Here is a 25,132-nt window from a genome sequence, read left to right as displayed (position 1 = left end):
CACGGTGACAGCTGCGCTTATCAACTGACAGTTGTACTGTTTCAACTGTCACAAGGCTGTGGCGTACCGGCAATTCCGCTGCTCCATGAATCGCAGAGCGATTGGAGTCCCTCGTGCCACCATGCACTGTTCCGCAAGTTCGCTTCCACAACGGTGTCGACATTCCCCAACTCGGCCTCGGCGTCGCCGCCATTCCCGATGATGAGGCGGAAACTGTTGTCCGACAGGCTATTGAAGCCGGATACCGACATATCGACACCGCCACCAAGTACGGCAATGAACGCGGCGTCGGTCTCGGCATCTCCCGTTCCGACGTACCCAGGGAAGACATTTTCATCACCACGAAGCTATGGGTAGACGATTTCCGCGATGTCGCGGATGCTTTCGCCCGGAGCCTCGATGCCCTCGGCACCGGTTACGTGGACCTATTTCTAATCCATTGGCCCGCACCAGATAACGGGCAATATGTGGCCGCTTGGCGGCAGATCGTGCAGCTTTATCTCTCCGGCGCGATCCGTGCCATCGGTGTGTCCAACTTCGAACCCGAGCATGTGCACGCCATCGTCGACGAGACCGGTGTGCTACCCGTGGTCAACCAGGTAGAGCTGCACCCGTACTTCCAGCAGCGAGAATTACGGCAGTTCAACACCGAGCGCGAGATTGTGACCGAGGCATGGAGTCCGCTGGCTCAGGGCATCGGGACCGCGGGAGACTCTCTGCTGACCACGCTAGCAGCCAAGCACAATAAGACGACCGCGCAGCTGATCTTGCGATGGCACATTGAGCTCGGTCATGTGGTGATCCCCAAAACTTGCTCTCCTCACAGACTGGCCGAGAATCTACAGATATTCGACTTCAGTTTGTCTCCAGAGGATTTCGAGGTCTTCACCCAGCTCGATAACCCCGAAGGCCGATTAGGAACGCACCCCAACGAAGGATTCTCGGCGCATCATTCTCCGCGGAGCAGGTGGCACCGGGACAAGCCGGTGCGGCGGGCCGCCTGATCGGCGACCCGCCTCCGCGCGCGTCATCACTTCCAGGGTTCGACGCTCTCGCGCACCAGATCAATGCTCCACGGGCCGTCGGTCTCGGCGGTCTCGGTCACCGACCATCCCTTGAGACGTTGGATAGAGCCGCCCGTCACCTTGAAGACCTGCCCGGTCCACGGGTTCTTCTCGGTGCTCAAGTACGCAACAAGCGGAGAGATGTTGGCGGGACTGAACATATCGAACTGTCCCTCATCGACCGGGGCCGCGAAGATCGCACCCATACCGGGGGTGGCGAGGGTGAGCCGGGTACGGGCAACGGGCGCAATAGCATTCACCTTGACCCCGTACCGCTCCAGCTCGGCGGCCGCGACACAGGACAGCGCCGCGATTGCCGCCTTGGCGGCACCGTAGTTGCCCTGCCCCGGGTTCGGCAGTGTCACACCGGAATCCGATGCGGTGTTGACGACGGTGGCCTTGACATCGGCGCCCGCCTTCGCCTGGGCCTTCCAATACGCTGCTGCGTGGCGCAGCACCGAGAAGTGGCCCTTGAGGTGCACCTGGATGACCGAATCCCACTGGTCTTCCTCGAGCCCGGCGACAAAACCATCGCGCAGAATCCCCGCGTTGTTCACGACGGCATCCAGCGTGCCGAACGTCTCGACGGCCTGGCTGACTAGGTTGGACGCACCCGCCCAAGTCGAGATGTTATCGGTGTTGGCAACGGCTTTGCCGCCGGCCGCAGTGATCTCGTCAACCACTTCCTGCGCCGGTCCCGCGTCCGACCCGCTGCCGTCATTGGCACCGCCGAGGTCGTTGACGACCACCGACGCGCCCTCCTTGGCGAAAAGCAGCGCGTGCTCACGACCGATGCCACGTCCGGCACCGGTGATGACCGCTACCCGTCCGTCAAGTTGTCCCATGTTTCTTCCCTTCGAGCTAGGAGACGGCCGCGTGGCCGTTTTTGATGACAAGGTCCTCGCCGACATTTGTTTCGTACGAGAAGGTGCCTGCGGCACCGTTGGTCCAGAAATTCGTGGTGATGTCCTGACCGGGCAGCACCGGCTTGGCGAACCGAACTGCCAGCTCCTTGAGCCGCTCGGTGCGCGAATCGGCCAGCTCGGTCAGGGCCGCCCATGAGGTAAAGGCCATGGTGCACAAGCCATGCGCGATGATGCCGGGTAGCCCAGCTGCCACCGCGGCATCGTTATCGAGGTGGATCGGCATCGGGTCACCGGCCGCAGGTGCGTACCGGAATGTCTGATCGTCGTCGACATGCTGCGTGAGCGTCGCGGCGGGCGCGTTGGCCTTAACCGCCTCGTCCAGCACGGCGCTTGGACCCAACTCTCCACGGGTCTCGCCGACGTCGTACTTCCTGAAGAAGAACGTCACCCACTGCTCGTTCACCAGATCGCCTGCAGCATCTCGTGTTTCGGCAAAGACCGTCCCACGGGTGCCGTTCTCCATGCCCTCGTAACCGATCATCTTCGATCGCGCCTTGAGGATGTCACCGGGTTTGATCGGCCGTGTGAAGCGAAAGAACTGCTCGCCATGCACCACTCGCGGGATCAATTGGTAGGGAACGACGCTCATCGTCGTGCCCACCAATGCCTGGAAGATCGGCACCACCGCGAAAACCGGGGGCGCCACCTCACCCTTCCGATGCTCCTCGATCGGGTCGTTGGTGGCCTCGGCGTAGGCGATCAACTTTTCCTTGTCGACCTCGATGGTCTCCTCGGCACCCCACTGGTCGAGGCCCTCGTTGTTGAACGGGTACTTGGTGTCAGCCATTATTTGCCAACCCCTTTCAGCGGTTTGCCGGCTTATAAGCGGTGATGACGCAGGCGCCACCGAGGCCGAGGTTGTGCTGCAGCGCCACACCGGTCTTCTCGGCCGCGCTCGCCACCTGACGCTTATCGGCATCGCCGCGCAGCTGCCAGGTCAGCTCGGCGCACTGCGCCAAACCGGTGGCCCCCAACGGGTGCCCCTTGGAGATCAGGCCTCCCGACGGGTTGACGACCCAGCGGCCACCGTAGGTGGTGTCGCCGTTGTCGATCAGCTTGCCGCCCTCACCCTCGGCACACAGTCCGAGTGCCTCGTAGGTGATCAGCTCGTTGGCAGAGAAGCAGTCGTGCAGCTCGATGACATCGACGTCGTCGGGCGAAATGCCGGCCTGCTCATAGACTTTCTGCGCCGCAAGCTTGGCCATATCGAACCCGACCAGGGTGATCGCCGACTTGGATTCCAGGGTTCCCGGGGTGTCGGTGGTCATTGCCTGGCCGACGATCTCCACTGCCCGGTCGCCGAGCCCGTTCGCCTCGACGAACCTCTCCGAGGCCAGGATGGCGGCACCCGAGCCGTCCGAGGTCGGCGAGCACTGCAGCTTGGTCAACGGCTCATAGATCATCTTGGCGTTCAGAATGTCCTCCAGGGTGTACTCCTCCTGGAACTGCGCGTACGGGTTGTTCACCGAGTGCTTGTGGTTCTTGTAACCGATCTTGGCGAAGTGCTCGGCGGTGGTGCCGTACTTCTGCATGTGCTCGCGCCCGGCCGCACCAAACATCCAGGGTGCAGGTGGGAAGGCGAAATCAAACAACCCGGCGAGCGCCTCTATGTGGCGCTGCATCGGCTGCTCGCGATCGGTGAAGGTCGCGCCCAGTGAGCCTGGCTGCATCTTCTCGAACCCAAGCGCCAGAGTGACATCGGCGAGCCCACCGCGGATCGCCTGCGCCGCATTGAACAACGCGGTCGAACCCGTCGAACAGTTGTTGTTGACGTTTGTGACCGGGATGCCGGTCATACCGAGCTCGTAGACGGCGCGCTGACCCGAGGTGGATTCACCCGCGCAGTACCCGACATAGGCCGCCTCCACCTTGTCGTAGTCGATACCGGCGTCGGTCAGCGCGTTGGTGCCCGACTCCTTGGCCATGACCGGGTAGTCCCAACCTTCACGTCGTCCGGGTTTCTCGAACTTCGTCATCCCGACGCCGATGACATAAACCTTCTCGGGGGCCTTAGGTGGCATCTTCCAAGCTCCTTTTGCACACACTTCAATGGGGGCATCGCCAACGTAACATACGTTCCATCCTGAATGTAAGAGCGAAAAGTGGGCACCTAACCGTTGCAATCACCGCATATAGAGACCAGCAATAGCCACGGTGAACGCGCGTCAAACCGTCATCCAACGGTTGAGGCGTTTACCTACAGCACAGTTTGTTTCTGCGGATTGGGCAGGGGCGCACGAAGTCGCAGCTCCAGCATCTGCTTTGCCCGGGACCAGCGACGGTCGCGGGTTTCCTGGGAGGAGGTCAAGCTGCTGAGGAGGACGCCGCGGATGATGTCCATGGCGAGCAGACCGAAATCGCGGCGGTCCTTGGGTGAGCTCGGGTGATCATCGTCAAGCACGTTGAGCGCCGACAGATTGTGCAGCACCATCTTCTCGAACTGGTCCAGGTGTACTCGCAGATCGGGCTCGGTCCGCGCTGCGATGAGCAGTTCCACCACCGCGATGAACATTGGCCCCTGGTGGATCCGCCACAGCACATCGAGGTACCGGTCGATCGGGTCGGCGGACTGGTCCATTGCCATCAGTTCTTCGAGCACCGCCTGCGTGCGCTTGAACGCGAGGTGGCGGACCGATTCCGCCATCAGCTCCGACTTGGACGGGAAGTGATGGATCAGCGCACCGCGGGTGACACCTGCACGATTCGCGATGCGGGCCGTGGTGGTGCCGGAGTAGCCGAACTCGATGAGGCAGTCGATGGTCGCCTCAAGCAGCCGAGCCCGCATTGCCGCCGAGCGTTCCTCCTGGGTGCGCCGTGGCGTGGGCATGCCCACATTGCACCACAGTCAGTCGAACGCAAATACGGCTATCGGCCGGAGACTTGATGGAAAATCTGCGACGCCTGCGCCTCGTACTTCGCGTAGGCGTCCGGGAACGCGGAACGCTGAACCGACTGCGCGGCTTGAGCAACGCTCATATCCTGCCAGCCGGACACCTTCACCAACTGGTCGTAGAACTTACCGGCCGACCTCGTCGGATCCATCAAATCAGCTGTGGCACCCCAGCTTTGGCGTTGCTGGAACGGCCCAACCGAGTCGTGGTCCTGTCCCACACCGTCATTGGGGAACATCATCGAGTCGGGCACCGAGGAATTCGCCAGACTCCGCAGGCCAGACTCCGTCAGCGCGGTCGCCAGCGCGATCTGGATGGCTTCAGGAGACAGCCCGCGACGCAGGCCCTCCTCGACGATCTTCCGGGCGACTTCCATCTGCCCGGCGTCCAAGTTCATGAATACGGACGGTCCGGAGGGCCGCAGCGCCGGAGCACCGGTATTGGAGTAGGTGCCGTCAGGTGTGCCGCCTCCGGAGCCGTGGCCGCCACCACTGCCACCGCTGCTGCCAAAACCACCTCCGTGGCCGCCTCCACTGCCGCCCCCGCTGCCACCGCCAAAACCGCCGTTCATGGCGCCACTCGCCGCGCCCGCGCCGGCACTCGACGGGACGAACGCCGCGGGCTGGGTATTGGCAGCCTGGTGTTCCTCATCGACATTCGCCGATGCCTTACGCAGATCGTTCGATGAGGTGCGATCGGCCTCTTCGAGCGACTTGAGCGCCTGACGAATCGCGTCGGTCAGCCGCCTGGCCTCTGCTTGTAGATCTTTGTTGCCCTCCGGCGCGGTGACGGTGCCGTCGTCGGCAACCTGCAGGCCCTTGGAGGTGGCCTCGTCCGCCAACGCCATCACCCGGTCACGCGCCGAGGTCAGAGAAGAGTGCCCGCCACGGACCGCGTCGGCAACGCTGGTGATCGCGAACGAGAGCCGGTTGGTCGAGGACTGCTCACTCGATGCCTGGTTGTATGCGGATTTGAACGAGCTGCCCTTCCAGTACGACTCCGCCGAATCGAGATCGCGGACCACACCATCGATGGACAGGTCCAGATTCTTGCTGGCGTCTTCGATGGCCTTTGCGGCCGCGTCGAGGTTGCCCATATCCCAACCACGTAGCTGCGAAATCGTCGGCCTCACAGCCTGACCTCCCCGGCCCTGGACACCTGCTTGCCGTTGACAGCGTCCTGACCCGTCAACGAACCCGAGCTGCGCTGAACAAAGTTCGAGATGACCTCGATGCGTTCCGATGCACCGCCTCCGGCGCGCTTGAGCGCCGCACTGACCGCCCGCAGCACCTCGGCGAACTCGGTGCCGGCGACCGCGTTGGCCGCTGCCTCGAAATCAACATCGGGGAGCGCATCTTTTGCGCGCCCTGCCACCCGAGTCGCCAGACGTGACATCTCGGCACCATTAGCCTTCATGATGTCGCTCATAGATACCTCCCCAAGGAACCAGTCCTGCGCGCACGTGACGGTAATGCAAGCCGCGGGGTCCGGAGAACACAGTTACCACTCAACCCTGTTCACCTCGCGGTTCATCGTCAGAATGCGCTTCTGAACAGATACGACGGCACTAGTCCGGATTTGGTTCCATCTTTTTCAGCCTTTTTTCAGGGTTCTTCCTGCTGAAATCGTCCAGCACGCCGCGCAGGCAAATCGCCAGGTCCAAGGCGTTGGTTGGGGAACAATATGTCGCATGGGCGACGAAGTCGCGCGGACGCAGTTCACCGGTGAGCACCGCCGGGCCTACCGCACCAAGGTGCAGAACTGTCTGGACGTGTTCGAGACCATGCTGTCGGAGTCCCGATTCGACTTCGAGCGCCCGCTGACCGGCATGGAGATCGAATTCAACCTGGTCGACGGCGACTACCAGCCCGCGATGACGAACACCGAGGTACTCGCCTCGATCGCCGATCCGGCGTTTCAGACCGAACTGGGCGCCTACAACATCGAATTGAATGTGCCGCCCCGAGCACTTCCGGGCTCGGCGGCGCTCGAACTCGAGAACGACGTGCGCGCCAGCCTCAACGCCGCGGAGGAGCGTGCCGGCGAGCGGGGTGCGCACATCGTGATGATTGGCATCCTGCCGACGGTGATGCCCAAGCATCTCGACGGCGCCTGGATGAGCCCGTCCTCCCGGTATCGGGCACTGAACGACGCCGTGTTCACCGCGCGCGGTGAGGACATGCAGATCGATATCGTCGGCGCGGAACGGCTCAGTGTCAGGTCGCCGTCGATCGCCCCGGAATCGGCGTGTACGAGTATTCAGCTGCATCTACAGGTGGCACCCGACGATTTCGCCGCCAACTGGAACGCGGCCCAGGTGCTGGCGGGTCCGCAACTGGCGCTGGCCGCCAACTCACCGTTCTTCTTCGGCAAGTCATTGTGGGCGGAGACGCGGGTGGAGCTCTTCACACAGTCCACCGACACCCGTCCGCAAGAGCTCAAGGTGCAGGGCGTGCGCCCCAGGGTGTGGTTTGGCGAGCGCTGGATCACCTCGATCTTCGACCTGTTCGAAGAGAATGTCCTCTACTTCCCGTCGCTGCTACCGGAGATTTCCGATGAGGACCCCGTGGCCGAGCTCGCAGCCGGAAGGGCGCCGAGACTTCAGGAACTGCGGTTGCACAACGGAACCGTCTACCGCTGGAACCGGCCGATCTATGACGTCGTCAATGGCACCCCGCATCTGCGGGTGGAGAACCGAGTATTGCCAGCCGGGCCGACGGTCATCGACGTGATGGCGAATGCCGCGTTCTATTACGGAGCGCTGCGCGCCCTCTCCGAGGATGACCGGCCGGTGTGGACCAAGATGACTTTCGCTGCGGCACATGACAATTTCCTCGAAGGTGCACGGCATGGCGCGGAGGCCAGGTTGTACTGGCCGGGAGTCGGAGAGATCACCGCCGACGAATTGACGCTGCGCCACCTGCTGCCGATGGCACACGAAGGGTTGCGACGCTGGGGGGTAGCCACCGAGGTGCGCGACCGCTATCTCGGCGTCATCGAGGCGCGCGCGAAGTCGGGTATCAACGGCGCGGTCTGGCAGAGGCGCACGGTGGGCGCGCTGGAGGACCGCGGGTTGAATCGCAATGCGGCGCTCACCGAAATGCTCCGGATGTATTGCGAACAAATGCATTCCAACGAGCCCGTGCATACCTGGGAGCAGATCTAGGCAAGCTCGGGAAGCGCATCCCGCGCATGCGCCTAGCTGCCATCCTTCGACGGTGGTGCGCCTAAGTAGCTGTTGTCGGGGCCGACGATGAACTGGAGTTGATCGGATGAGTTCCCGTATCGCGCATTCCAACCGCAATACACACTGTCGTTTTCGGTCACGGCGCAGACTGTCTTCCCCAGTTCGACGTACCTGTTGCGCGGTAGCAGTCGCTGCGGCAGCCCCCCGGGATTGACAAACCTAACTGTCGAGGTGTTATCAAAGTGCGGCTGGTTGTCACCGAGGAACCAGCCAATCTGATTGGTACCGACCGGAGAACCTGGCATCACCCCATTGCAACCGAAGCTGCCGTCGGCCCAAATCCCACAGTTCAGGCCGCGCGGAGTGCTGAACCACAGATTGTCGTTATCGGATCCGACCCGGAAGCCTTCGAAATCAAGCTTCGCGTATCGGTTGATATCCGGATATGGATTCGCCTTCGGGTCGGCGGACGCAGTGGCCGTGACACCTGCCCCTGCGATGACGGCGGATAGCCCAAGAATCGCTGCCCATTTCCTCATGTACCCCTCCTTAATTCCCTTGCTGCTCTTAGCTGGTGGGCGCCTCACCGATATGAGTCACCGGCGGACTCACAATGAATCGCGTGGCCGAGTAGGCGCCGCCAGCGCCCTTCCAGGTACCCGATTTGAAGCAGTACACACCGTTGGTATCGGTCACAGCGCATGTCGTCGTATCGCCGTTGCCCGTTCCCTGGTTCACCGCGATGTAGCTGTTGCGCGGAATAACTCGCTGCACGAGCCCGCCGGGGTTGGTGAATCTCGGCTGCTGCGTTTCGTCAAAGTGCGGCTGTCCATCTCCCCGGAACCAGCCGATCTGATTGGCTCCGGCCGGAGCCCCCGGTATCGCACCGGTGCAACCAAAACTGCCATCGGCCCAGATTCCGCAGTTAAGCCCGCCCGGCGTGCTGAACCAGAAGCCGTCGTCATTCGGCGGCAGCCGGTAACTCTCGAAGTCGACCTTGGCGTAGCGGCTGATATCCGGGTAAGGACTGGGCGGCTCGGCATTCGCTGCCGCCAGCATGGCAAGCACTCCCCCCACTGCGACCGCGACACCTGCCACCACAATCCGTCTCCGCATTTCAACCCCCATTTTTGATGTTGCTACATGCGCTTTACATGCAGCATACATAGGTATTTTTGATTGCGAGACGCCCACTCCTGCGCTCGGCCGGGTTAGTCAAGAACGTCCCACTACCGCTATGCGACAGCGTAAAGCGGTGGACAACATTCTGCCGTGATGTGGTAGCGGAGCCGGCTCAACCCCGCAATGCTTCTGCCAGCTGTTCCAGCTCTTCGTCGGTGCCATCGACGTGCGCGCTGATCCGCAGCACCGGTTTGGTCATCTCGAACGGTGCACGCACGATCTCGGCGGCTGTCGTCACGATCGAATGTTCCTCTATCAGGCGCGCCCGGACCTCGACTACATCGGCATCGCCCACGGGTTCCAATGTCGTGATAGCACTCGGCTCCTCGACCGATTCCACGACGCGCCAATCCTTGAGGTCTCCCAGGATCTTGCGGGCCGCCCGCCCACGTTCGGCCAATGCTGACTGAACGTCCGCGGCACCGGCGGCGAGATGCTGGCCCACCGCGACCGACAGACCCACCCAACCGGCGACGTGTGCCTCGACATGCCCCGCCCACTGCGGAACAAGATGCGCGAGAGACGGATTGACCGTGAGGACACCCACGCCGCGCGGCCCCGCCAACCACTTGCGTGACGGCGCGTACATGGCGTCCGCGCCATAAGTGCAATCGATATGCCCCAAAGCTTGGGCGGCATCGACCACAACGGGGACCGCCGCCGCTCGCGCCAGCGCGACCACCTCGGCGGCGGGCTGCACGGTGCCACGGTGGCTGCCAACCGCGGTGAAATGCACCAAGTCGACCTTTTCGCGGCCCAGGAAAGCCTCGATCCCATCAAGATCGGCACGACCGGCCCCATCGACCGGGAGCCACACCGGAGTGAATCCGAAATGGTTCATGATCATCAGGTTCGGACCGAATTCACCTGGCAGACAAGCAATCACTCGGCCAGCATCGGCGGGCCACGATTGCAGGAGCGTACGCAGCGCGTCGGCCGCGCCAGTGGTGAAATGCACCTCGGCCTCGGGCATACCCGTCAGTTGACGCACCGCGGTACGTCCGGCATCGAGGACCGGTGCCGCGGCCTCCTGCGCCACGTACCCGCCGATCTGCGCCTCATGTTCGGCGTGCTGAGCTACCGCACGTATGGTCTCGACGCTCTGCCGTGAGCAGGCAGCCGAGTCCAGGTGCGCTCCGAGAACCGGTGGCCGCGCCTGCCGCCACCGCTCGCCCAGGCTCATCCCTTCACTGCCAACGACAGCCCGAAATCATTGGAATCATCAGTCCACCAATGAATCTGACGTAGTCCAGCGGCAGCAAGCTCGCGCACCACACCCTCCTGGCGGAACTTGCACGACACCTCGGTCAGCATCATCTCCCCATCCCCGAAATCGACGGAAAGGTTCAGCGCTCCAACCGTCACCCGTTGGTCGCGTACCGAACGCAGCCACATCTCCATGCGCTCCTCATCGTCGTTCCACAGCGCGACATGCTCGAAGGCCTCCAGATCGAAATCCGCATCGAGCTCACGGTTGATCACCGCCAAGACGTTGCGGTTGAAGGCAGCGGTGACCCCCGCACTGTCGTCGTAGGCCCGCACCAGGCGCTCCGTCTCTTTTACCAAATCGGTTCCCAGTAAAAGCATTTCACCGCTTTCCAGCGTCGCCGCAACATCGGCCAGGAACCGCGCCCGTGGTTCGGCGGTCAGGTTTCCGATCGTCGATCCGAGGAAGGCCACCAGCCGGCGCCCTTCACGTGGAATCTGTCTAAGGTCCTTCTCGAAGTCTCCACACACCGCCCGCACTCGCATCCCCGGATACTCGTCGACGAGCGCGTCGCCCGCCGCACGCAGCACCCCGGAATCCACATCGAAGGGAATGAACGTATTAGGGCCCAACGCATCTAGCAGCATCCGGGTCTTCTCCGACGTGCCGCTGCCCAGCTCGACCAGCGTGTCGGCACCCGAGGCCGCCGCGATATCGGCCGCGTGGACGCGGAGCAGCCCAGCCTCGGTACGCGTCGGATAGTACTCCGGAAGCCGAGTGATCTCGTCGAACAGGTCGCTGCCCACCTCATCGTAAAACCATTTCGGGGGGAGCGATTTCGGCGTCGAGGCCAAACCCAGTCGCACGTCGCGACGCAGGGCCTGAGCCGCTGCGCCGGAGGCCAGGTGATTTTCCAACGTCAGGCTCATAACGGCGTCATAGTCCTTCTACCTGTACCTTCCCATCGCGTACCCGCACCAATCGCCGGTCCGGGATATCGACCCAGGATGGGTCGTCGTCATACGGTTCACTCGCCACCACCACGCCGTCGGCGGCCTGCAGAATCGACAGGGTGTCACCCCATGTGGTGGCGATCAACTCATTTCCATTGGCCACCAGGATGTTCAGTCGAGCCTGCGGATCTGCCGCCCCGACCCGCCGAACTGTCTCCCCCAGACTATCTACGCCCGCATCGAATACACGTGCCGCCAGAACCGCACTATCCACCACCGACTCAGCACCCGATACTTGCCCTACCGTGCCGCGATCGACGATCCCGTTATGCGATAACAACCAGGTTCCGTCGGTGAACGGCGCGGCCGCGGACTCGTCGATGGGCATCCCTACGCTGGCCGACCGGACTGCCGCCACCACACACCCGCTGCGCAGCACCGGAGCCACCGACGCGAAGGAGGCATCGCCCCAGAGGGGCCGTGCGCTACGCCATCGGTGTGGCTCGCCATCAGTGAAGAAGCCCGCACCCCATCCGTCGGCGTTAACCAAGCCGTGTTGTTGGCGCCGTGGGGCATACGACTGGACCAGGAGGCCATGCGACGGTTCCAGGATCAGCGACGACAGGCTCCGCGGCTCACCTAACCAGCCCAGATGACGGCACACGCTAAACGTCCCACGCCAGACGAACGCCACTGAAGATCTGCCGCCGGATCGGGTGATCCCAGTTCCGGAAGCTGGGCCGCATAATCGAAGGAGCCACCGCCCAAGACCCCCCGCGCAGCACGCGATAGTCACCATCGAAAAACGGCTCGCTGTACTGCTGGTAGATCATCGGCATGAAACCCGGCCACGGACGCAACGGGGACGTCGTCCATTCCCATACGTCGCCGAGCATCTGCTCGACACCGTAGGCGGATGCCGACGCCGGGTAGGCCCCGACGGGGGCGGGTCCCAACGCACCTCCACCGAGATTGGCACGGTCACTACTTGGAACATCCATACCCCACGGAAAACGGCGTCGTGCAACGGCTTTCGGGTCCCACGTGCACGCCTTCTCCCATTCGGCCTCGGTCGGTAATCGCGCACCCGCCCACGCCGCGTAGGCCTGCGCCTCGTGGAAGCTGACATGCTGCACCGGCTCATCGGACACGATCTCCAACTCGCGTCCGAACCGTATGAGCGTCCCACCTTGATTCCAGAACTGGGGTGCTGTCAGGTCTTCCGCGCACCGGTGTGCCCACCCGATCTCGGTCCAGAATTCCTCGCGCAGATATCCGCCGTCGGCGATGAACGCCGACCACTCGGCATTGGTCACCGGAACCCTGCCGATCCGAAAGCTCTTGAGGTGCACGGTATGCGCGGGGCGCTCGTTGTCCAGAGAGAACGGCTCGTCGACCGCAGCGACGCCCAGAACGAAGGGCCCCTCCGAGACCAGCACCGAGCTTCCCGCCATACCGGGGCGACCCGGCGGCAGTGGCACAGTGCGCTCCAGCAGCGCAGCCCCGCGACGAATCGACAAGGCCTGCAACATGGTTTCATCGTGTTGGTGTTCGTGGCTGAGCACCATCGCGTACACAAACTCGTCCGAACGTGCGGACCCGTCGAAGGGCAGCGCCTCCAGCCGGTCCAAGACCCGGCCCCGCACCTCATGGCAGAAGGACCGCGCTTCTGCCGGGGAGAGTAACGGCAGCTGAACCCTGCTTGCTCGGGTGTGGCGGAACGCGTCGTACAGAGACTCGATGTCTCCGGGCAGCATCCCAGGCTTTCGCGGATCGCCATCGCGCAGCAGCCACAGCTCTTCCTGCTGCCCGATATGCGCGAGGTCCCACACCAATGGGCTCATCAACGGGTCGTACTGGCGATGTAGCTCGACGTCATCGTGGTCGGTGATCGTCAGCGTGCGGATACGGGCCGCTTCGAGATCGCGCGCCAGCGCTTCCCTGATCATCGAGTAAACCCCGAAAAAGCCTGCGCAACACCATATTCAGCGACATTCTCGGTGAAATCATCTGCCGGACATCGACCTTGCTCAGCGCGGCCCAGGAGATCGAGTAAATCGGGCAGCAGTTCATCGGGTGCCACCGCACACGCGGCCGCGACCAGCCTGCAGGCAGCGGTGCGCAGGTCACCATCGTCCAGACCGACCCGCGCCGCGGTCTCCCAGGCTTCGTCGACAGGCTCCACCGCCTCCGCGGCGACATCCGCGGCCGCCGGGTGGTCGAGCACCGCGGTGGCGGTAAACGCCAACGCCGGCCACCAGAAATCGGGTGCCGCATCCAAATACCGCAGCTCGAACCAACCCCGCGGCCGTACCGGCGGAAACAACGTAGTGAGGTGGTAATCAAGATCCTCGGTGGTTGGTCGGCGATCGCCCACCATCACCTGTCCATCGACCCACGCGGAGAACGGCACATCGGTGACAACCGCTTCAGCCGTGACTTGTTCCCCGGAGCCTTCCTTGGAGTCTCTGTTGCCTCTCACCAGCATCACCGGCGCCCGCAGGGCATACCGGGCCCACGACTCGGCCGGATCATCGCCGATCGGCACGACGCCGCAACGACGGGGGTCCAAAAGCTCCCAAATCCGTTGCCGGGTATTACGCCATCCCGTGGGTTGCCCGGCGAGCATCGGGGAGGACGCCGACAGCGCCACCAATGTCGGACCGATGCGTTGCGCAAGTGCGAACCGGTCCCGCCACTGGCTTCGACGTCCGGACTGCAGATTGACTTGTAGCGATGCCGTAGACGTCATCATCTGGGCACCAGGTCCGCCGACCCCCGCTGCATCAAAATGCTTGGCCATCGCGCCGTACCTGGCACTCGGATTAATCCGCTCCGGCGCACGCAGTGGGTCGGTGCCGAGCGCCGCCAGCGCCACCCCCGCGTCGCCGAATGCGGCGGCCAGGATCTGGCGATCCGCACGCATCGCAGTGATCGCCGCGGACACATCGGGATGCGGTGGTCCGGAAAGTTCCACCGCGCCGCCCGGCTCGAAGGTGATGGTGCTGGCGCCGGGCAGTGGTCCGATTGAAGCGGCAATCTCCTGCAAACGCCGCCATTGCACCCGTCGCTCCGGGTGAGCGAGGTCGACACTGTGGGACTCAAGTTCGAGCCCTACAGCTCCCACCTCGTCATCGCAGAACGCCTGTCGCGCGATGTACGCGGCGGCCTCATCCGCCCCCGCGAGGGTGGCGGCCGAAACTGGCGTTGATGCCGTGGCCATGTGTCCATCTTCCACAGACCACCGACAAGTGGCATTAATTCAGATAAAGCCCCTGCGTACAGCCCCTGACGACAAGAAGGTGGTCCGGCAGCTAGTGGAAAAGCCCTGCCGGACCACCTTCAGACCTGGAATCGATCCAGGAAGTTCAGTACGAGCCCAAGTGGGCCACGAACCCGACTACTTCGGCTGCAACCTTGCTCCGCCGTCGATGCGGATGGTTTCGGCGTTCATGTAGCTGTTGGTCACCAGCTCCAACGCCAGCGACGCGAACTCCGATGAGTTACCGAGGCGCTGCGGGTACAGCACGTTCGGCGCCAGGCGGTCCTTGAACTGCTGAGCCGAATCGCCCTCACCGTAGATCGGGGTGTCGATCAGCCCGGGAGCGATGGTGTTGACGCGGATGCCGACGACCGACAGATCGCGTGCGATCGGCAGGGTCATGCCGACGATGCCGCCCTTGGACGCCGAGTAAGCGGCCTGGCCGATCTGGCCGTCGAATGCCGCGACGGATGCGGTGTTGACGATGGCGCCACGCTCACCGAACTCGTCGACGGGCTCTTCCTGGCTGATCGCGGTGGCCGCGAGACGGATCAGGTTGAACGAGCCGATCAGGTTGATATTGATGACGCGCGAGAAGATGTCGAGCGAGTGCGCGGAGGCGTACTGGCCGTCCTTGCCGATGGTGCGGCCGGGCCAGCCCACACCGGCGCAGTTGATGAGGACGCGTACCGGGCCGAGCTCCTTGGCGGCGTCGACGGCGGCGATACCGTCGGCCTCGCTGGTGACATCGGTGTGCACGAAGGCGCCACCCAGTTCCTTGGCCAGAGCCTCGCCCTTTTCGTCCTGAACGTCGGCGATGACGACCTTGGCGCCCTGCTCAGAGAGCAGACGAGCAGTTGCGGCGCCCAGACCCGAAGCACCACCCGTGACGATTGCAGACACACCATTGATATCCATGAGCCGCACCCTAACCGATCAGTTGGTTGGGTGATCGAGGCCCCATAGTCTTTGTACCCATGACTGACGACCGACGTGCGCTACAGGATCTCGTGGCCCGGTATGCCGTCGCGGCCGACCGGCGTGATCGAGAAGAACTGGTCAGCCTGTTCTCCGAGAACGCCGAACTGGTGCGCCCAGCTGCCCTGCTGCGCAAGGGTGAGGACGCAGCCCTCACGGGCCGTGAGGCCATTGCGGATTCAATTGTGGCGGCACTTAAACCGCTGCACGCGACGTATCACCTCATCGGGCAGCAGACGGTGAATATCACCGGCGGCACCGCATCGGGCGAGGTCTACTGCATGGCGCACCACATCTACCTCCGCGGGGAGGAATACCGGGACAACGTGATGGCGGTCCGATACCTCGACGACTACGAGCGCGGACCCGCAGATTGGGTCTTCACCCGCCGCGAGCCGGTCGTGGTGTTCAGCGAGGACCGACCAGTCCGAGTCGGGTAGCGCACTCGGCCATTTCGTCGAGCACGGCCTCAAGCGTGGTGGCGCGCCGCGAGGCCGAGAGCAGCATCCGCCCCGCACCGGACTGTGCGGCCTGATCCAGCGCGGCCTGGTCCACACGATGCAGGCCATACCCAAGAACCAGATCGACACCCGCGGGATCACGCCCGGCGTCCGCCGCGGCGGCGCGCATAACGTTCACCGCGGCCGCCAGGTCCTCGCCGACCAGGCCCAGCGGCTGAAACCCATTCCCCAATCGGCCTGCTCGACGTGCCGCGGCCTTGCTGTGCCCACCGACGTACAGCGGAACACCCTGCGGTTGCACCGGTTTGGGGTACGAGTAGGCGTTCTGGAATCGATAGAACTCCCCCTGGTATGCCGCCGGGCCGTCCGCGGACCACAGCGCGCGCATCACCTCGATGCTTTCATCCGTGGCCCTGCCCCTGCGATCGAAGTCGCCGCCGCACGCCTCGATCTCCTCGCGCATCCATCCGACGCCGAGACAGATCCGCAGCCGCCCCCGACTCAGCCGGTCCAGGGTGGCCAGGCGTTTGGCCAGCACGACGGGGTGATGATCGGGTAGCACCAACACGCCGGTAGACAGCCCGAGTGTCGTGGTCGCGCCCGCGACGAAGGACAGCAGCTCCAGCGGGTCGGGGATATCGATGTCATCGGGTAGGTGCGATTGTCCGGTCGGCGAATACGGATAGATGCTCTGCGTGCTTCCGATGACGACCGCATGCTCCACCACGGAGATCTCGCTGAATCCCAGCCGCTCTGCGGCGCGCGCGAATTCGAGGATCTTGTCTGGTTCCGCGGTAATCCCGAGCTCCACCGGAGCAACAACACCGATCTTCACAGCCATCCAATCCTCTGCGCGCACGTGCTCATCAGTGTCTAATCCTCTTCGCGCAAGCCCTCATCAGTGTCCGATCTTCTTCGCGCAAGCCCCCATCAGTGTCTAATACGGAGGATGAGCCTGATCACCGACCTCCGCTCGACGTCGCGTCTGGGTCTGATGGTGGCTGTAACCGCCGCCGCGGTAGGGGTCATCTACGGCTATGACTCCTCCAATATCGCGGGGGCACTCCTGTTCCTCACGCAGGATCTGCACCTGTCCACCCACGACCAGCAGGTGGCCGCCACCGCAGTGGTGATCGGTGAGATCTTTGGTGCACTCGTCGGTGGACCACTGTCCAATCGAATTGGCCGAAAACGGTCAATGGTATTGGTGGCAGCAACATTTGGATTGTTCTCGCTGTTGTCCGCGCTGGCCGTCGACTTGAACACACTGGTCGGGGCCCGGGCGCTGCTCGGGGTGACGGTGGGAATCTCAGTGGTGGTGGTTCCAGTGTTCGTCGCCGAGTCCTCCCCCGCCAAGATCCGCGGCTCGATGCTGGTGCTCTACCAGCTGGCGTGCGTGACGGGGATTATCGCCGGGTACCTGATCGCCTGGGCACTCGCGTCCACCGGCAGCTGGCGGCTGATGTTGGGACTGGCCGCCATCCCTGCCGCGTTGGTACTGCTCGCCCTCCGCAAGCTCCCCGATACCGCTCGCTGGTACATGATGCGTGGTGACCGTGCACGTGCCCGGGAGATCCTCAGCACGCTGGATCCCGATATCGATATCGACCACGAGCTCGACGAGATCGCCGATGCGCTGCATTCCGAGGGCGGTGGCTCGGTGCTGGCACGGCTGAGGGAAATGGTTACCCCGCCCTACAACAGAGCCACCTTTTTCGTTGTCGGGCTTGGCTTTTTCATCCAGATCACCGGTATCAACGCGATCGTCTACTACGGCCCCCGCATCTTCGAGGCGATGGGCATGTCGGGATACTTCGCCAAGCTCGGGCTCCCCGCGCTCGTTCAAGTGGCGGCCCTGTTCGCAGTGTTCGTGTCGATGTCCACGATCGACCGGATAGGCAGGCGGCCGATCCTCATGATCGGTATCTCCATCATGATCGTCGCCGACGCGCTGCTGGTGGGTGTCTTCGCGATAGGTGGATCGTCGTTCGGTGGCGTGCTCACCGTCCTCGGATTCCTGGGGATCGTGCTCATCGCGGTGGGCTTCACGTTCGGATTCGGTTCGCTGGTGTGGGTGTACGCGGGCGAAAGCTTCCCGGCGCGGCTACGTTCGTATGGGGCCAGCGCGATGCTGACGTCCGACCTGGTGGCGAATGCTGTTGTCTCCATGTATTTCCTGACGTTGTTGACGGCGCTCGGCGGAGTCGTCGCCTTTGGCGTCTTTGGCGCCCTCTCGCTGGCAGCCCTCGTCTTCGTCTATCTACTGGCACCGGAAACCAAGGGACGCAACCTTGAGGAGATCCGGCACTTTTGGGAAAGCGGGGGCAAGTGGCCCGAGACGTAGTAGCCGGCGTGCTAGTTGGGATCGACATCGGCGGGTCCAAGACCCGCGCGCTGGCTGTCGCGGATGGCAAGATCATCGGCGAGGCATTGGCCAGCAGCGCCAATCTGCAGTCGGTCACCGAAGAGCAGGCGAAAACCGTTTTCGCGGATATCTTTTCCGAGCTCAACCTGCACAACATCACCCGTGTCAGCGCTGGATCGGCCGGGGTGGACACCGAACAAGGCGCGCAGGCACTGATCCGGTTGTTGCGTCCGCATGCACCCGATGCCGTCATCACCGCCGTGCACGACACCCAGCTGATCCTCGCCGCCGGTGGCCTGTCGGCAGGTATCGCGGTGATATCCGGAACAGGCTCGGTGGCATGGGGCAAGCGCTCCGATGGCATGACCGCTCGCGTCGGCGGCTGGGGATACCTCCTCGGGGACGATGGAAGCGGTTACGGGGTATCAAGATCAGCTGTGCGTCACGCGCTCTCACTGTCCGACCGCGGAGAACCACCCGACGCGCTATCGCAACGATTCGCCACCGAATGCGGTGTCACCAATCCCGCGCAGCTACTCGACCACTTCTATGCCCAGCCCGAAAGGCGGTACTGGGCCAAGATGGCGGGCATCGTGTTCGAGCTGGCCAAGGCCGGAAACAAGGCCGCTCAGGTGATCACCAAACAAACATCGATCGACCTGGCGGCGTTGATCGAGGGTGTGTGCATACGATTGGGGCCGGGCCTGCCGGTGGTGCTCGGCGGCGGGTTACTGGCCAACCAGCCGGGCCTGGTCGCCGATATCGTCGAACGTACCCGGGCCACAGGTGTTTCGGGTATTGATGTGCTGCAACGCGAACCGGTGTTCGGAGCCTTGGCCCTGGCTGGGGTTGACGTCGAGGGATTGGAGAACCGATGACCGCGGGGACACATATGGCTGACGAGATCCGCCAGCAGCCCACCGTATGGGGACGACTGCTTACCGAAGGCCGTCCCGCCATCGCGGAGGTGGCGGCGAAGATCATCGAGTACCAGCCTCGCTTCGTTCTCTTCGTCGCTCGCGGTACCAGCGACCACGCCGCGCTCTATGGCAAATACCTCACCGAGATCATCTGGCAGGTTCCGGCCGGGCTGGCCTCACCGTCGACCATGACGACCTACGGTGCGCGGCCTGACCTTTCGGGTGTACTGGTGATCGGGGTCAGCCAATCAGGCGGCTCCCCGGACTTGGTGCAGACATTGTCGACGGCCCGCCAGCAGGGCGCGCTGACGGTGGCGGTGACCAACGCATCGCAGTCGCCGCTGGCGACCGCCGCCGAACACCATATCGACATACTGGCAGGGCCCGAACTCGCCGTCGCCGCCACCAAGTCCTACACGGCGCAGTTACTGGCGCTGTACCTACTGCTCACCGATGTGGCGGGGCGTGACAACTCTGCGGCGGATCTGCTCCCGACACGGGGCGAGGAAGTACTGCACAGCGCCGTAGTGCAGCAGCTCGCCACCCGGTACCGATTCGCCTCACGTCTGGTCACCACGGGACGCGGCTACTCCTACCCGACCGCGCGCGAGGCCGCTCTCAAGCTGATGGAAACGAGTTACCTTTCTGCACAGGCTTTCTCCGGTGCCGATCTGCTACACGGCCCACTGGCGATGATAGATCCGCAGGTACCGGTGATTGCGATCGTGCCCGACGGAGTCGGTGGCCGGGCCATGGATGATGTGCTGCATCGACTAGCCGGACGCGGGGCGGATGTGTGTTGTGTGGGGTCGGCCGACGCGGTGGCCGCCACCGGGCTGGGCGTCACCTTGGAGCCGACCGCCGAGGAGCTCTCACCCATGTTGGCCATCCTTCCGCTACAAATGCTGGCCCTGCAGTTGGCGATTGGCCGTGGCGAAAATCCCGATGTGCCGCGAGGTTTGTCCAAGGTGACCGAGACCTTGTGAGGTCATGACGTGACTTCTGCCGGGTTTTTTGACATGCACGTGCACGGCGGTGGCGGCGCGTCATTCGGAGAGGATCCCGAGGGTAATCGCGTTGCGGCCGAATGGCATCGGGCGCACGGAACCGAAGGCATGCTGGCCAGTCTGGTGACTCTCGCACCCGATGACATGCTCCGCGCCGTGAGTGTGCTCGCCGAGGCTCCGGGTACCGAGGGCATCGCCGGCATACACCTCGAGGGGCCGTGGCTCTCACCGCACTATGCCGGTGCACATGATCCACGACTGCTACGCGAGCCCGACCTTGACGAGCTGGAACGGCTATTGGACGCCGGAGGCGGACACATCCGGATGGTCACCATTGCGCCCGAACTTCCGGGCGCAATACCGGCGATCGAACTGCTCGTCGCACGGGGCGTGGTGGCCGCCGTGGGCCACACCGATGCCACATATGAACAGACGCTGCAGGCGATCTCTGCCGGTGCGACCGTCGCCACACACCTTTTCAACGCCATGCGGCCCATCCACCATCGCGAGCCCGGCCCCATCCCCGCACTCCTGGAGAATCCGACGGTGACCATTGAACTGATCGCGGACGGTGTGCATGTTCATCCCGCGATCTACCGGATGGTGCTGGCCGCAGTGGGTCCCGACCGGATTGCGCTCGTCACCGACGCGATGTGTGCGGCCGGAATGCCGGACGGTCCTTATCAATTGGGCCAGCTGCCCGTTACCGTCATCTCCGGTGAGGCACGGCTGACAGACGGCACGATCGCCGGGAGTACCGCGAGCATGGCGGACCTGTACCGATTCGCGGTCACGCAGGCCGGGCCTGAGGTTGCGACACTTCAGACATCCATCAATCCCCTTCGCGCGGTGGGTATTTAAGCCGCTAGGCCTCCCAGATACGCGGCCCTACGATCTTCATCAATTCAAAAGCGCGCTCGCCATTGCTCTGGGAAACCGTCGAGCACGTTCGAATGTCGATGGCAACATTGCGCTCTCCGAGAAGCACATGCTGGCACGACGCATACGCGGAATCGTTGCGGCTGTATCCGACGGCAAGCACACTGTCGACCTGCGTAACGCCGCGGACCTCCACGGTGGACTCAAGCGTCGTGCCGTCGATCGCCAGCTCAGAGACATTGATCGTCTGACGCTCGCACTTGCGCCAGCGGTCAGCCTCACTATGCGTGAAGTTGCGGGCCTCCTCGGCAGTGCTGAAGACCGCCACGCTTTGATCCACCAGGGTGAACCAGCCGGAGTGATCCCACAGCGCCTGGGAATGCGCGGCCGTGTACGAGGACTGGTCGTAGCTCGACACGGAGGCCAACACGATGCTTCCGCAATCCGGACGATCGGTATCCAATGCGAAAGTCGCGCTCTGCCGATACACATTGGGCAGACCCACGCCCACCGCCCGTTCGGCCTCCTGCTGCGTGAGCATGAGGCTGTCGATCGCCGAGGGAGGCACGGTGGACGACGGCTCCGCCGACGCGACGGGACACGGGCTGACCAGTGCCACTAACCCGGCCACCATCAGCCAGGCCCCCGCCAACGATCGCATGCGTCCCCTCATTTCGCCCTTGATTGTTCTGTATTGAACTCTAGGACGCCACGCGCCGCAGTTCTTCGACAAGCTCGTTCGCGGTGGGCGGTTGCGCCCCCGGTCGGGTGCAGGTAAGCGCCGATGCCACCGCCGCTCGACGCAACGACTCGGGCAGATCGAGCTGCTGCCGATAGAACCCGTCCAGAAAGGCGCCGGTGTAGGTGTCTCCGGCGCCAACGGTGTCGACGACGGTAACCGGATGAGCCGGAGTGCGCAGCGGCGCGTACTCGCCCCGCCGGAAGGCCATCGATCCCGCTGACCCGCAGGTGACCAGGGCGATCTCGATGCGTGGGTACTCATCGAACCAGCGACCGACCACGCACTCGAGCGCCTCCCCCGGGTAGAGAAATTCCAGATCCTCGGTGCTGGCGCGCGCGACGTCGGTGATGGAGAGCCAAGGCGCGATGCGCTCGGCATAGGTCTCTCGGTCGCCGATGAGCGTCGGACGCACGTTCACGTCGAAGGTGAGCGGAGTGTCCGAATAATTCTCGACGATCCAGGCGCGCAGCGCCTCGCGTCCCGGCCAGAGCACACTGGCGATCGAGCCCGCCCAGATTGCCAGTGGCGCAAACGTAGGAGCGGGAAGCGATAGTGGTGCAACGTCATTGGTGGTGCCCTGCCAATAGAACCGGTACTGCGCGACGCCGAGTTCATCGACTTCCGCGATGGCGAGTGTCGTGGGAACGTCGTGCCGCATCACCAACGACTCCTCGACACCCGCACGGACGAGGTTTTCGACGCACTGACGTCCGAGCGCATCGGGGGATACATGCGTGAGAAGCGCGGTCCGCGTGCCCAGCCTGGCAGCGGTGATTGCCGTGTTGTACGGAGCACCTCCGGGCACTGATCGCCACAGCCCATCGACAGCCGGGACCATGTCGACCAACGTCTCACCGCAGACTACGAGGCCGTCCTTGTCGGGCATGCGTATGAGGCTAGCGGCGCCGACACGTCCTCTTATGGCGAACATGTGCGATACGAACCAGCCACGACGCGGCGTGTCGGCCTCGATGCCTAGATCACTGCGAACATCCGGGCGGGGTTGACTCTCGTCGTCAAATATTGTTCTATGCGAATGTATGCATTAATAGGAGGAAACCTGATGGCCATGGCAGCGCTCGTCCTCTACCTGGTGTTTATCGCTGCCGGGCTCGGTTGGAAGAGCTACCGGCAGTGGCGCGCGACCGGGTCCACGGGGTTCCGCGGATTCCACGGACGCCCCGGTTCGCGCGAATGGCTAGCCGGTGTGGGATTCATTGCCGCGATAGCCGTGGCGCTGCTCGCACCCATACTGCAGCTGACCGAGAACGTCACTCCCCTTGCAGCGCTGGATAACCGCTCGCTTCAGCTCGCGGGGATCGCGCTCGCGGTGTTGGGCATCCTCGCGACGATCGGGGCGCAACAGACCATGGGCGAATCCTGGCGCGTGGGCGTCGACACCCGGGAGACCACCACGCTGGTGAGCACCGGCGTCTTCGGCTGGGTGCGCAATCCGATCTTCACCGCAATGCTGATGTTCGCGGCCGGTGCTGCTCTCATGACACCGAACCCATTGGCTCTCATCGGCTTCGCTCTGCTCGCCGCATCCATTGAGCTGCAGGTACGCGTGGTCGAGGAGCCCTACCTACTCGCGGCACACGGCAAGACGTACCGCCACTACGCACTCCGAGTCGGACGTTTCCTACCCGGAGTCGGCAGGTTCAGCGCCCAGGATTGATCAACCCACCACCGCGCGTAGTGGCCAGCTCGTAGGCCGACTCGGCATGCTCCGCATCGTCCAGGCCATCGGACTCGTGTTGCGCGTGCGACCGGATGCCCATCGAATGCCGCAGGCCCAGCCCGATAAGCCCGGTCACCGTCACCGAGTAGGCCAGCACCGCGACGACCGCCACCAGTTGCAGCCAGAACTGATGCAGCCCACCGCCGTACAGCAGCCCGTTGACACCCGCAGGCGCCACCGCACTGCCGACGATGCCAATCATCAATGTGCCGACGATGCCACCAACCAAGTGCACGCCCACCACGTCGAGCGAGTCGTCATATCCCCAACGGTATTTCAGCTCGATGGCCAGCGAGCTGAAAGCGCCCGCCACCGCACCGATGACCAGGGCGCCGATCGGGGTCACCGCCGAACAGGAGGGTGTGATGGCCACCAGCCCCGCGACGACACCCGAGGCGGCACCGAAGGAGGTCGGCTTGCCGTGCCGGATCTTCTCGACCGCCAGCCAGGCCGCCATCGACATTGCCCCCGCGCCGAGGGTGTTGGCGATGACGATCGCGGCAGTGCCGTCCGCGGCCAATGCCGATCCGGCGTTGAAACCGAACCAGCCGAACCACAGCAGTCCGGCGCCCAGCATGACGGCAGGCAGGTTATGTGGTCGCATTGCCTCGCGCGGCCATCCGTGCCGCTTGCCGAGGATTACGGCCAGCGCTAAACCGGCCGCACCGGAATTGATCTCCACGGCAGTGCCGCCGGCGAAGTCGATGACGCCGAGGTTTGCAAGCCACCCGCTCTTATCGGCGGTCGTGCCCTCGACCGCGAATACCCAGTGCGCGACCGGGAAGTACACCAGGGTCGCCCACAATGCCGTGAAGGCGATCCAGGGAAGGAAGCGCATGCGGTCGGCCACCGCTCCCGCGATGAGGGCCACCGTCACCATCGCGAACCCGGCCTGGAACATGACGAACACCAATGCCGGGATCTTGGTCGGCCCCCACAGCGGTACCGAGGACGCCTTGTAATCGCCTTCGAACAGGTGCTGCAATCCGGCGAATTGGAACGGATCGCCAAGCAACCCGCCACCGATGTCGGTACCGAACGCCATCGAGTACCCGAAGGCCACCCAGAGCACCCACACCACGGCGACGGCCGAGAAGCACATCATCATCATGTTGAGGACGCTCTTGGCGCGCACCATGCCGCCGTAGAAGAAGGCCAATGCCGGGGTCATCAGGAGCACCAGTGCGGCGCTCGTCAGCACCCAGGCGGTATTGGCCGCGTCGGGCACTCCCATATGCGGAAACATGTGCTGGCTACTCCCGGATCGTGCGATTAGGTCAGCGTGAGTGTAGGGAAGCCCTCGCCCGCGCGCGCAAGACCTGATCTAAACTAGAACACGTTCCAGTTTTCTGGCGTACGATTTCCTT

26 protein-coding genes are annotated in these 25,132 nt (G+C 63.6%); 8 read left to right on the top strand and 18 right to left on the bottom strand.

Translation table 11 applies throughout. The features are described 5' to 3' along the window. The first annotated feature begins 113 nt into the window (after nucleotides 1-113). Nucleotides 114-1,004 (top strand): aldo/keto reductase, encoded by an 891-nt coding sequence (locus AB0H22_RS13515; protein ID WP_180750643.1) that lies wholly within the window; start codon nucleotides 114-116, stop codon nucleotides 1,002-1,004. A gap of 26 nt (nucleotides 1,005-1,030) precedes the next feature. On the opposite strand, the gene AB0H22_RS13510 is transcribed toward AB0H22_RS13515, so the two are convergent. The 6 genes from AB0H22_RS13510 to AB0H22_RS13485 all read right to left on the bottom strand — a co-directional run bounded on the left by AB0H22_RS13510 (nucleotide 1,031) and on the right by AB0H22_RS13485 (nucleotide 6,309). Continuing rightward, on the bottom strand, nucleotides 1,031-1,909 hold the full coding sequence (locus AB0H22_RS13510) for an SDR family oxidoreductase (RefSeq protein ID WP_180750642.1): 879 nt from the start codon (nucleotides 1,907-1,909) through the stop codon (nucleotides 1,031-1,033). Nucleotides 1,910-1,925: 16 nt separating this feature from the next. Further along, complete coding sequence (locus tag AB0H22_RS13505) at nucleotides 1,926-2,777, bottom strand: MaoC/PaaZ C-terminal domain-containing protein (protein WP_180750641.1); 852 nt, start codon at nucleotides 2,775-2,777, stop codon at nucleotides 1,926-1,928. Nucleotides 2,778-2,793: 16 nt separating this feature from the next. After that, entirely contained in the window at nucleotides 2,794-4,011 is a 1,218-nt protein-coding gene (locus tag AB0H22_RS13500) for a lipid-transfer protein (RefSeq protein WP_358146895.1), read from the bottom strand. A 176-nt stretch (nucleotides 4,012-4,187) separates the two neighbouring features. Continuing rightward, nucleotides 4,188-4,817 carry a TetR/AcrR family transcriptional regulator gene (locus AB0H22_RS13495; protein WP_180750639.1) on the bottom strand — a complete coding sequence of 210 codons (630 nt, stop codon included), beginning with the start codon at nucleotides 4,815-4,817 and terminating at the stop codon, nucleotides 4,188-4,190. A 38-nt stretch (nucleotides 4,818-4,855) separates the two neighbouring features. Then, nucleotides 4,856-6,013 carry a hypothetical protein gene (locus AB0H22_RS13490; RefSeq protein ID WP_180750638.1) on the bottom strand — a complete coding sequence of 386 codons (1,158 nt, stop codon included), beginning with the start codon at nucleotides 6,011-6,013 and terminating at the stop codon, nucleotides 4,856-4,858. Then, the gene (locus AB0H22_RS13485) at nucleotides 6,010-6,309 is read right to left on the bottom strand and encodes a hypothetical protein (protein ID WP_180750637.1); all 300 of its coding nucleotides are present in this window, start codon (nucleotides 6,307-6,309) and stop codon (nucleotides 6,010-6,012) included. The genes AB0H22_RS13490 and AB0H22_RS13485 overlap by 4 nt, the downstream gene beginning before the upstream one ends. A gap of 262 nt (nucleotides 6,310-6,571) precedes the next feature. Between AB0H22_RS13485 and AB0H22_RS13480 the strand changes: the two genes are divergently transcribed. Continuing rightward, the gene (locus tag AB0H22_RS13480) at nucleotides 6,572-8,047 is read left to right on the top strand and encodes a glutamate-cysteine ligase family protein (RefSeq protein WP_358146894.1); all 1,476 of its coding nucleotides are present in this window, start codon (nucleotides 6,572-6,574) and stop codon (nucleotides 8,045-8,047) included. A gap of 32 nt (nucleotides 8,048-8,079) precedes the next feature. Here AB0H22_RS13480 and AB0H22_RS13475 read toward each other — a convergent pair whose 3' ends face one another. The 8 genes from AB0H22_RS13475 to AB0H22_RS13440 all read right to left on the bottom strand — a co-directional run bounded on the left by AB0H22_RS13475 (nucleotide 8,080) and on the right by AB0H22_RS13440 (nucleotide 15,590). Continuing rightward, complete coding sequence (locus AB0H22_RS13475; RefSeq protein WP_358146893.1) at nucleotides 8,080-8,607, bottom strand: hypothetical protein; 528 nt, start codon at nucleotides 8,605-8,607, stop codon at nucleotides 8,080-8,082. Nucleotides 8,608-8,635: 28 nt separating this feature from the next. Next, nucleotides 8,636-9,127 (bottom strand): hypothetical protein, encoded by a 492-nt coding sequence (locus AB0H22_RS13470; RefSeq protein ID WP_358147041.1) that lies wholly within the window; start codon nucleotides 9,125-9,127, stop codon nucleotides 8,636-8,638. A 235-nt stretch (nucleotides 9,128-9,362) separates the two neighbouring features. Next, a complete protein-coding gene (egtE, locus tag AB0H22_RS13465) occupies nucleotides 9,363-10,433 on the bottom strand; it encodes an ergothioneine biosynthesis PLP-dependent enzyme EgtE (protein WP_358146892.1) in 1,071 nt (356 codons plus the stop codon). Continuing rightward, a complete protein-coding gene (egtD, locus tag AB0H22_RS13460) occupies nucleotides 10,430-11,380 on the bottom strand; it encodes an L-histidine N(alpha)-methyltransferase (protein WP_180750849.1) in 951 nt (316 codons plus the stop codon). The genes egtE and egtD overlap by 4 nt, the downstream gene beginning before the upstream one ends. 13 nt (nucleotides 11,381-11,393) lie before the next feature. Next, complete coding sequence (gene egtC, locus AB0H22_RS13455; protein ID WP_180750634.1) at nucleotides 11,394-12,074, bottom strand: ergothioneine biosynthesis protein EgtC; 681 nt, start codon at nucleotides 12,072-12,074, stop codon at nucleotides 11,394-11,396. Between the two features lies 1 nt (nucleotide 12,075). Continuing rightward, nucleotides 12,076-13,359, bottom strand: a complete 1,284-nt coding sequence (gene egtB / locus AB0H22_RS13450; protein WP_358146891.1) for an ergothioneine biosynthesis protein EgtB — start codon at nucleotides 13,357-13,359, stop codon at nucleotides 12,076-12,078. Then, nucleotides 13,356-14,633, bottom strand: coding sequence for an ergothioneine biosynthesis glutamate--cysteine ligase EgtA (gene egtA / locus AB0H22_RS13445; RefSeq protein ID WP_358146890.1), 1,278 nt, complete (start codon nucleotides 14,631-14,633; stop codon nucleotides 13,356-13,358). Before egtA ends, egtB begins: the two co-directional genes overlap by 4 nt. A 177-nt stretch (nucleotides 14,634-14,810) precedes the next feature. Then, the gene (locus AB0H22_RS13440) at nucleotides 14,811-15,590 is read right to left on the bottom strand and encodes an SDR family NAD(P)-dependent oxidoreductase (protein ID WP_180750631.1); all 780 of its coding nucleotides are present in this window, start codon (nucleotides 15,588-15,590) and stop codon (nucleotides 14,811-14,813) included. A gap of 59 nt (nucleotides 15,591-15,649) precedes the next feature. Here AB0H22_RS13440 and AB0H22_RS13435 point away from each other — a divergent pair, with 59 nt between their 5' ends. Next, a complete protein-coding gene (locus AB0H22_RS13435) occupies nucleotides 15,650-16,090 on the top strand; it encodes a nuclear transport factor 2 family protein (protein WP_180750630.1) in 441 nt (146 codons plus the stop codon). Here the strand turns inward: AB0H22_RS13435 and AB0H22_RS13430 are convergent. Further along, complete coding sequence (locus tag AB0H22_RS13430) at nucleotides 16,059-16,946, bottom strand: LLM class F420-dependent oxidoreductase (protein WP_358147040.1); 888 nt, start codon at nucleotides 16,944-16,946, stop codon at nucleotides 16,059-16,061. The genes AB0H22_RS13435 and AB0H22_RS13430 overlap by 32 nt on opposite strands. 114 nt (nucleotides 16,947-17,060) lie before the next feature. Here AB0H22_RS13430 and AB0H22_RS13425 point away from each other — a divergent pair, with 114 nt between their 5' ends. The 4 genes from AB0H22_RS13425 to AB0H22_RS13410 are packed head-to-tail and all read left to right on the top strand — an operon-like array spanning nucleotide 17,061 to nucleotide 21,264. Further along, nucleotides 17,061-18,455, top strand: coding sequence for a sugar porter family MFS transporter (locus tag AB0H22_RS13425; RefSeq protein ID WP_358146889.1), 1,395 nt, complete (start codon nucleotides 17,061-17,063; stop codon nucleotides 18,453-18,455). Continuing rightward, the gene (locus AB0H22_RS13420; RefSeq protein WP_358146888.1) at nucleotides 18,440-19,354 is read left to right on the top strand and encodes a BadF/BadG/BcrA/BcrD ATPase family protein; all 915 of its coding nucleotides are present in this window, start codon (nucleotides 18,440-18,442) and stop codon (nucleotides 19,352-19,354) included. The genes AB0H22_RS13425 and AB0H22_RS13420 overlap by 16 nt, the downstream gene beginning before the upstream one ends. 14 nt (nucleotides 19,355-19,368) lie before the next feature. Continuing rightward, entirely contained in the window at nucleotides 19,369-20,382 is a 1,014-nt protein-coding gene (locus AB0H22_RS13415; RefSeq protein ID WP_358147039.1) for an SIS domain-containing protein, read from the top strand. Nucleotides 20,383-20,391: 9 nt separating this feature from the next. After that, the gene (locus AB0H22_RS13410) at nucleotides 20,392-21,264 is read left to right on the top strand and encodes an N-acetylglucosamine-6-phosphate deacetylase (protein ID WP_358146887.1); all 873 of its coding nucleotides are present in this window, start codon (nucleotides 20,392-20,394) and stop codon (nucleotides 21,262-21,264) included. Between the two features lie 4 nt (nucleotides 21,265-21,268). Here AB0H22_RS13410 and AB0H22_RS13405 read toward each other — a convergent pair whose 3' ends face one another. Beyond that, nucleotides 21,269-21,943: a sensor domain-containing protein gene (locus tag AB0H22_RS13405; protein WP_180750626.1), complete on the bottom strand. Its 675-nt coding sequence runs from the start codon at nucleotides 21,941-21,943 to the stop codon at nucleotides 21,269-21,271. A gap of 40 nt (nucleotides 21,944-21,983) precedes the next feature. Further along, on the bottom strand, nucleotides 21,984-22,910 hold the full coding sequence (locus tag AB0H22_RS13400) for a carbohydrate kinase (RefSeq protein ID WP_358146886.1): 927 nt from the start codon (nucleotides 22,908-22,910) through the stop codon (nucleotides 21,984-21,986). 177 nt (nucleotides 22,911-23,087) lie between these two features. Between AB0H22_RS13400 and AB0H22_RS13395 the strand changes: the two genes are divergently transcribed. Continuing rightward, nucleotides 23,088-23,702: an isoprenylcysteine carboxylmethyltransferase family protein gene (locus AB0H22_RS13395; RefSeq protein ID WP_358146885.1), complete on the top strand. Its 615-nt coding sequence runs from the start codon at nucleotides 23,088-23,090 to the stop codon at nucleotides 23,700-23,702. Here AB0H22_RS13395 and AB0H22_RS13390 read toward each other — a convergent pair. Beyond that, nucleotides 23,686-25,011, bottom strand: a complete 1,326-nt coding sequence (locus AB0H22_RS13390; RefSeq protein ID WP_180750623.1) for an ammonium transporter — start codon at nucleotides 25,009-25,011, stop codon at nucleotides 23,686-23,688. The two genes, AB0H22_RS13395 and AB0H22_RS13390, sit on opposite strands and share 17 nt — an antisense overlap. Nucleotides 25,012-25,132: the final 121 nt, after the last annotated feature.

The sequence above is a fragment of the Mycobacterium sp. NPDC050853 genome (genome assembly GCF_040653875.1).
In the GTDB taxonomy this organism is placed as follows: domain Bacteria; phylum Actinomycetota; class Actinomycetes; order Mycobacteriales; family Mycobacteriaceae; genus Mycobacterium.
The sequence above is the reverse complement of the archived record's forward strand: the minus strand, read 5'-3'. Positions and strand labels throughout refer to the sequence as shown.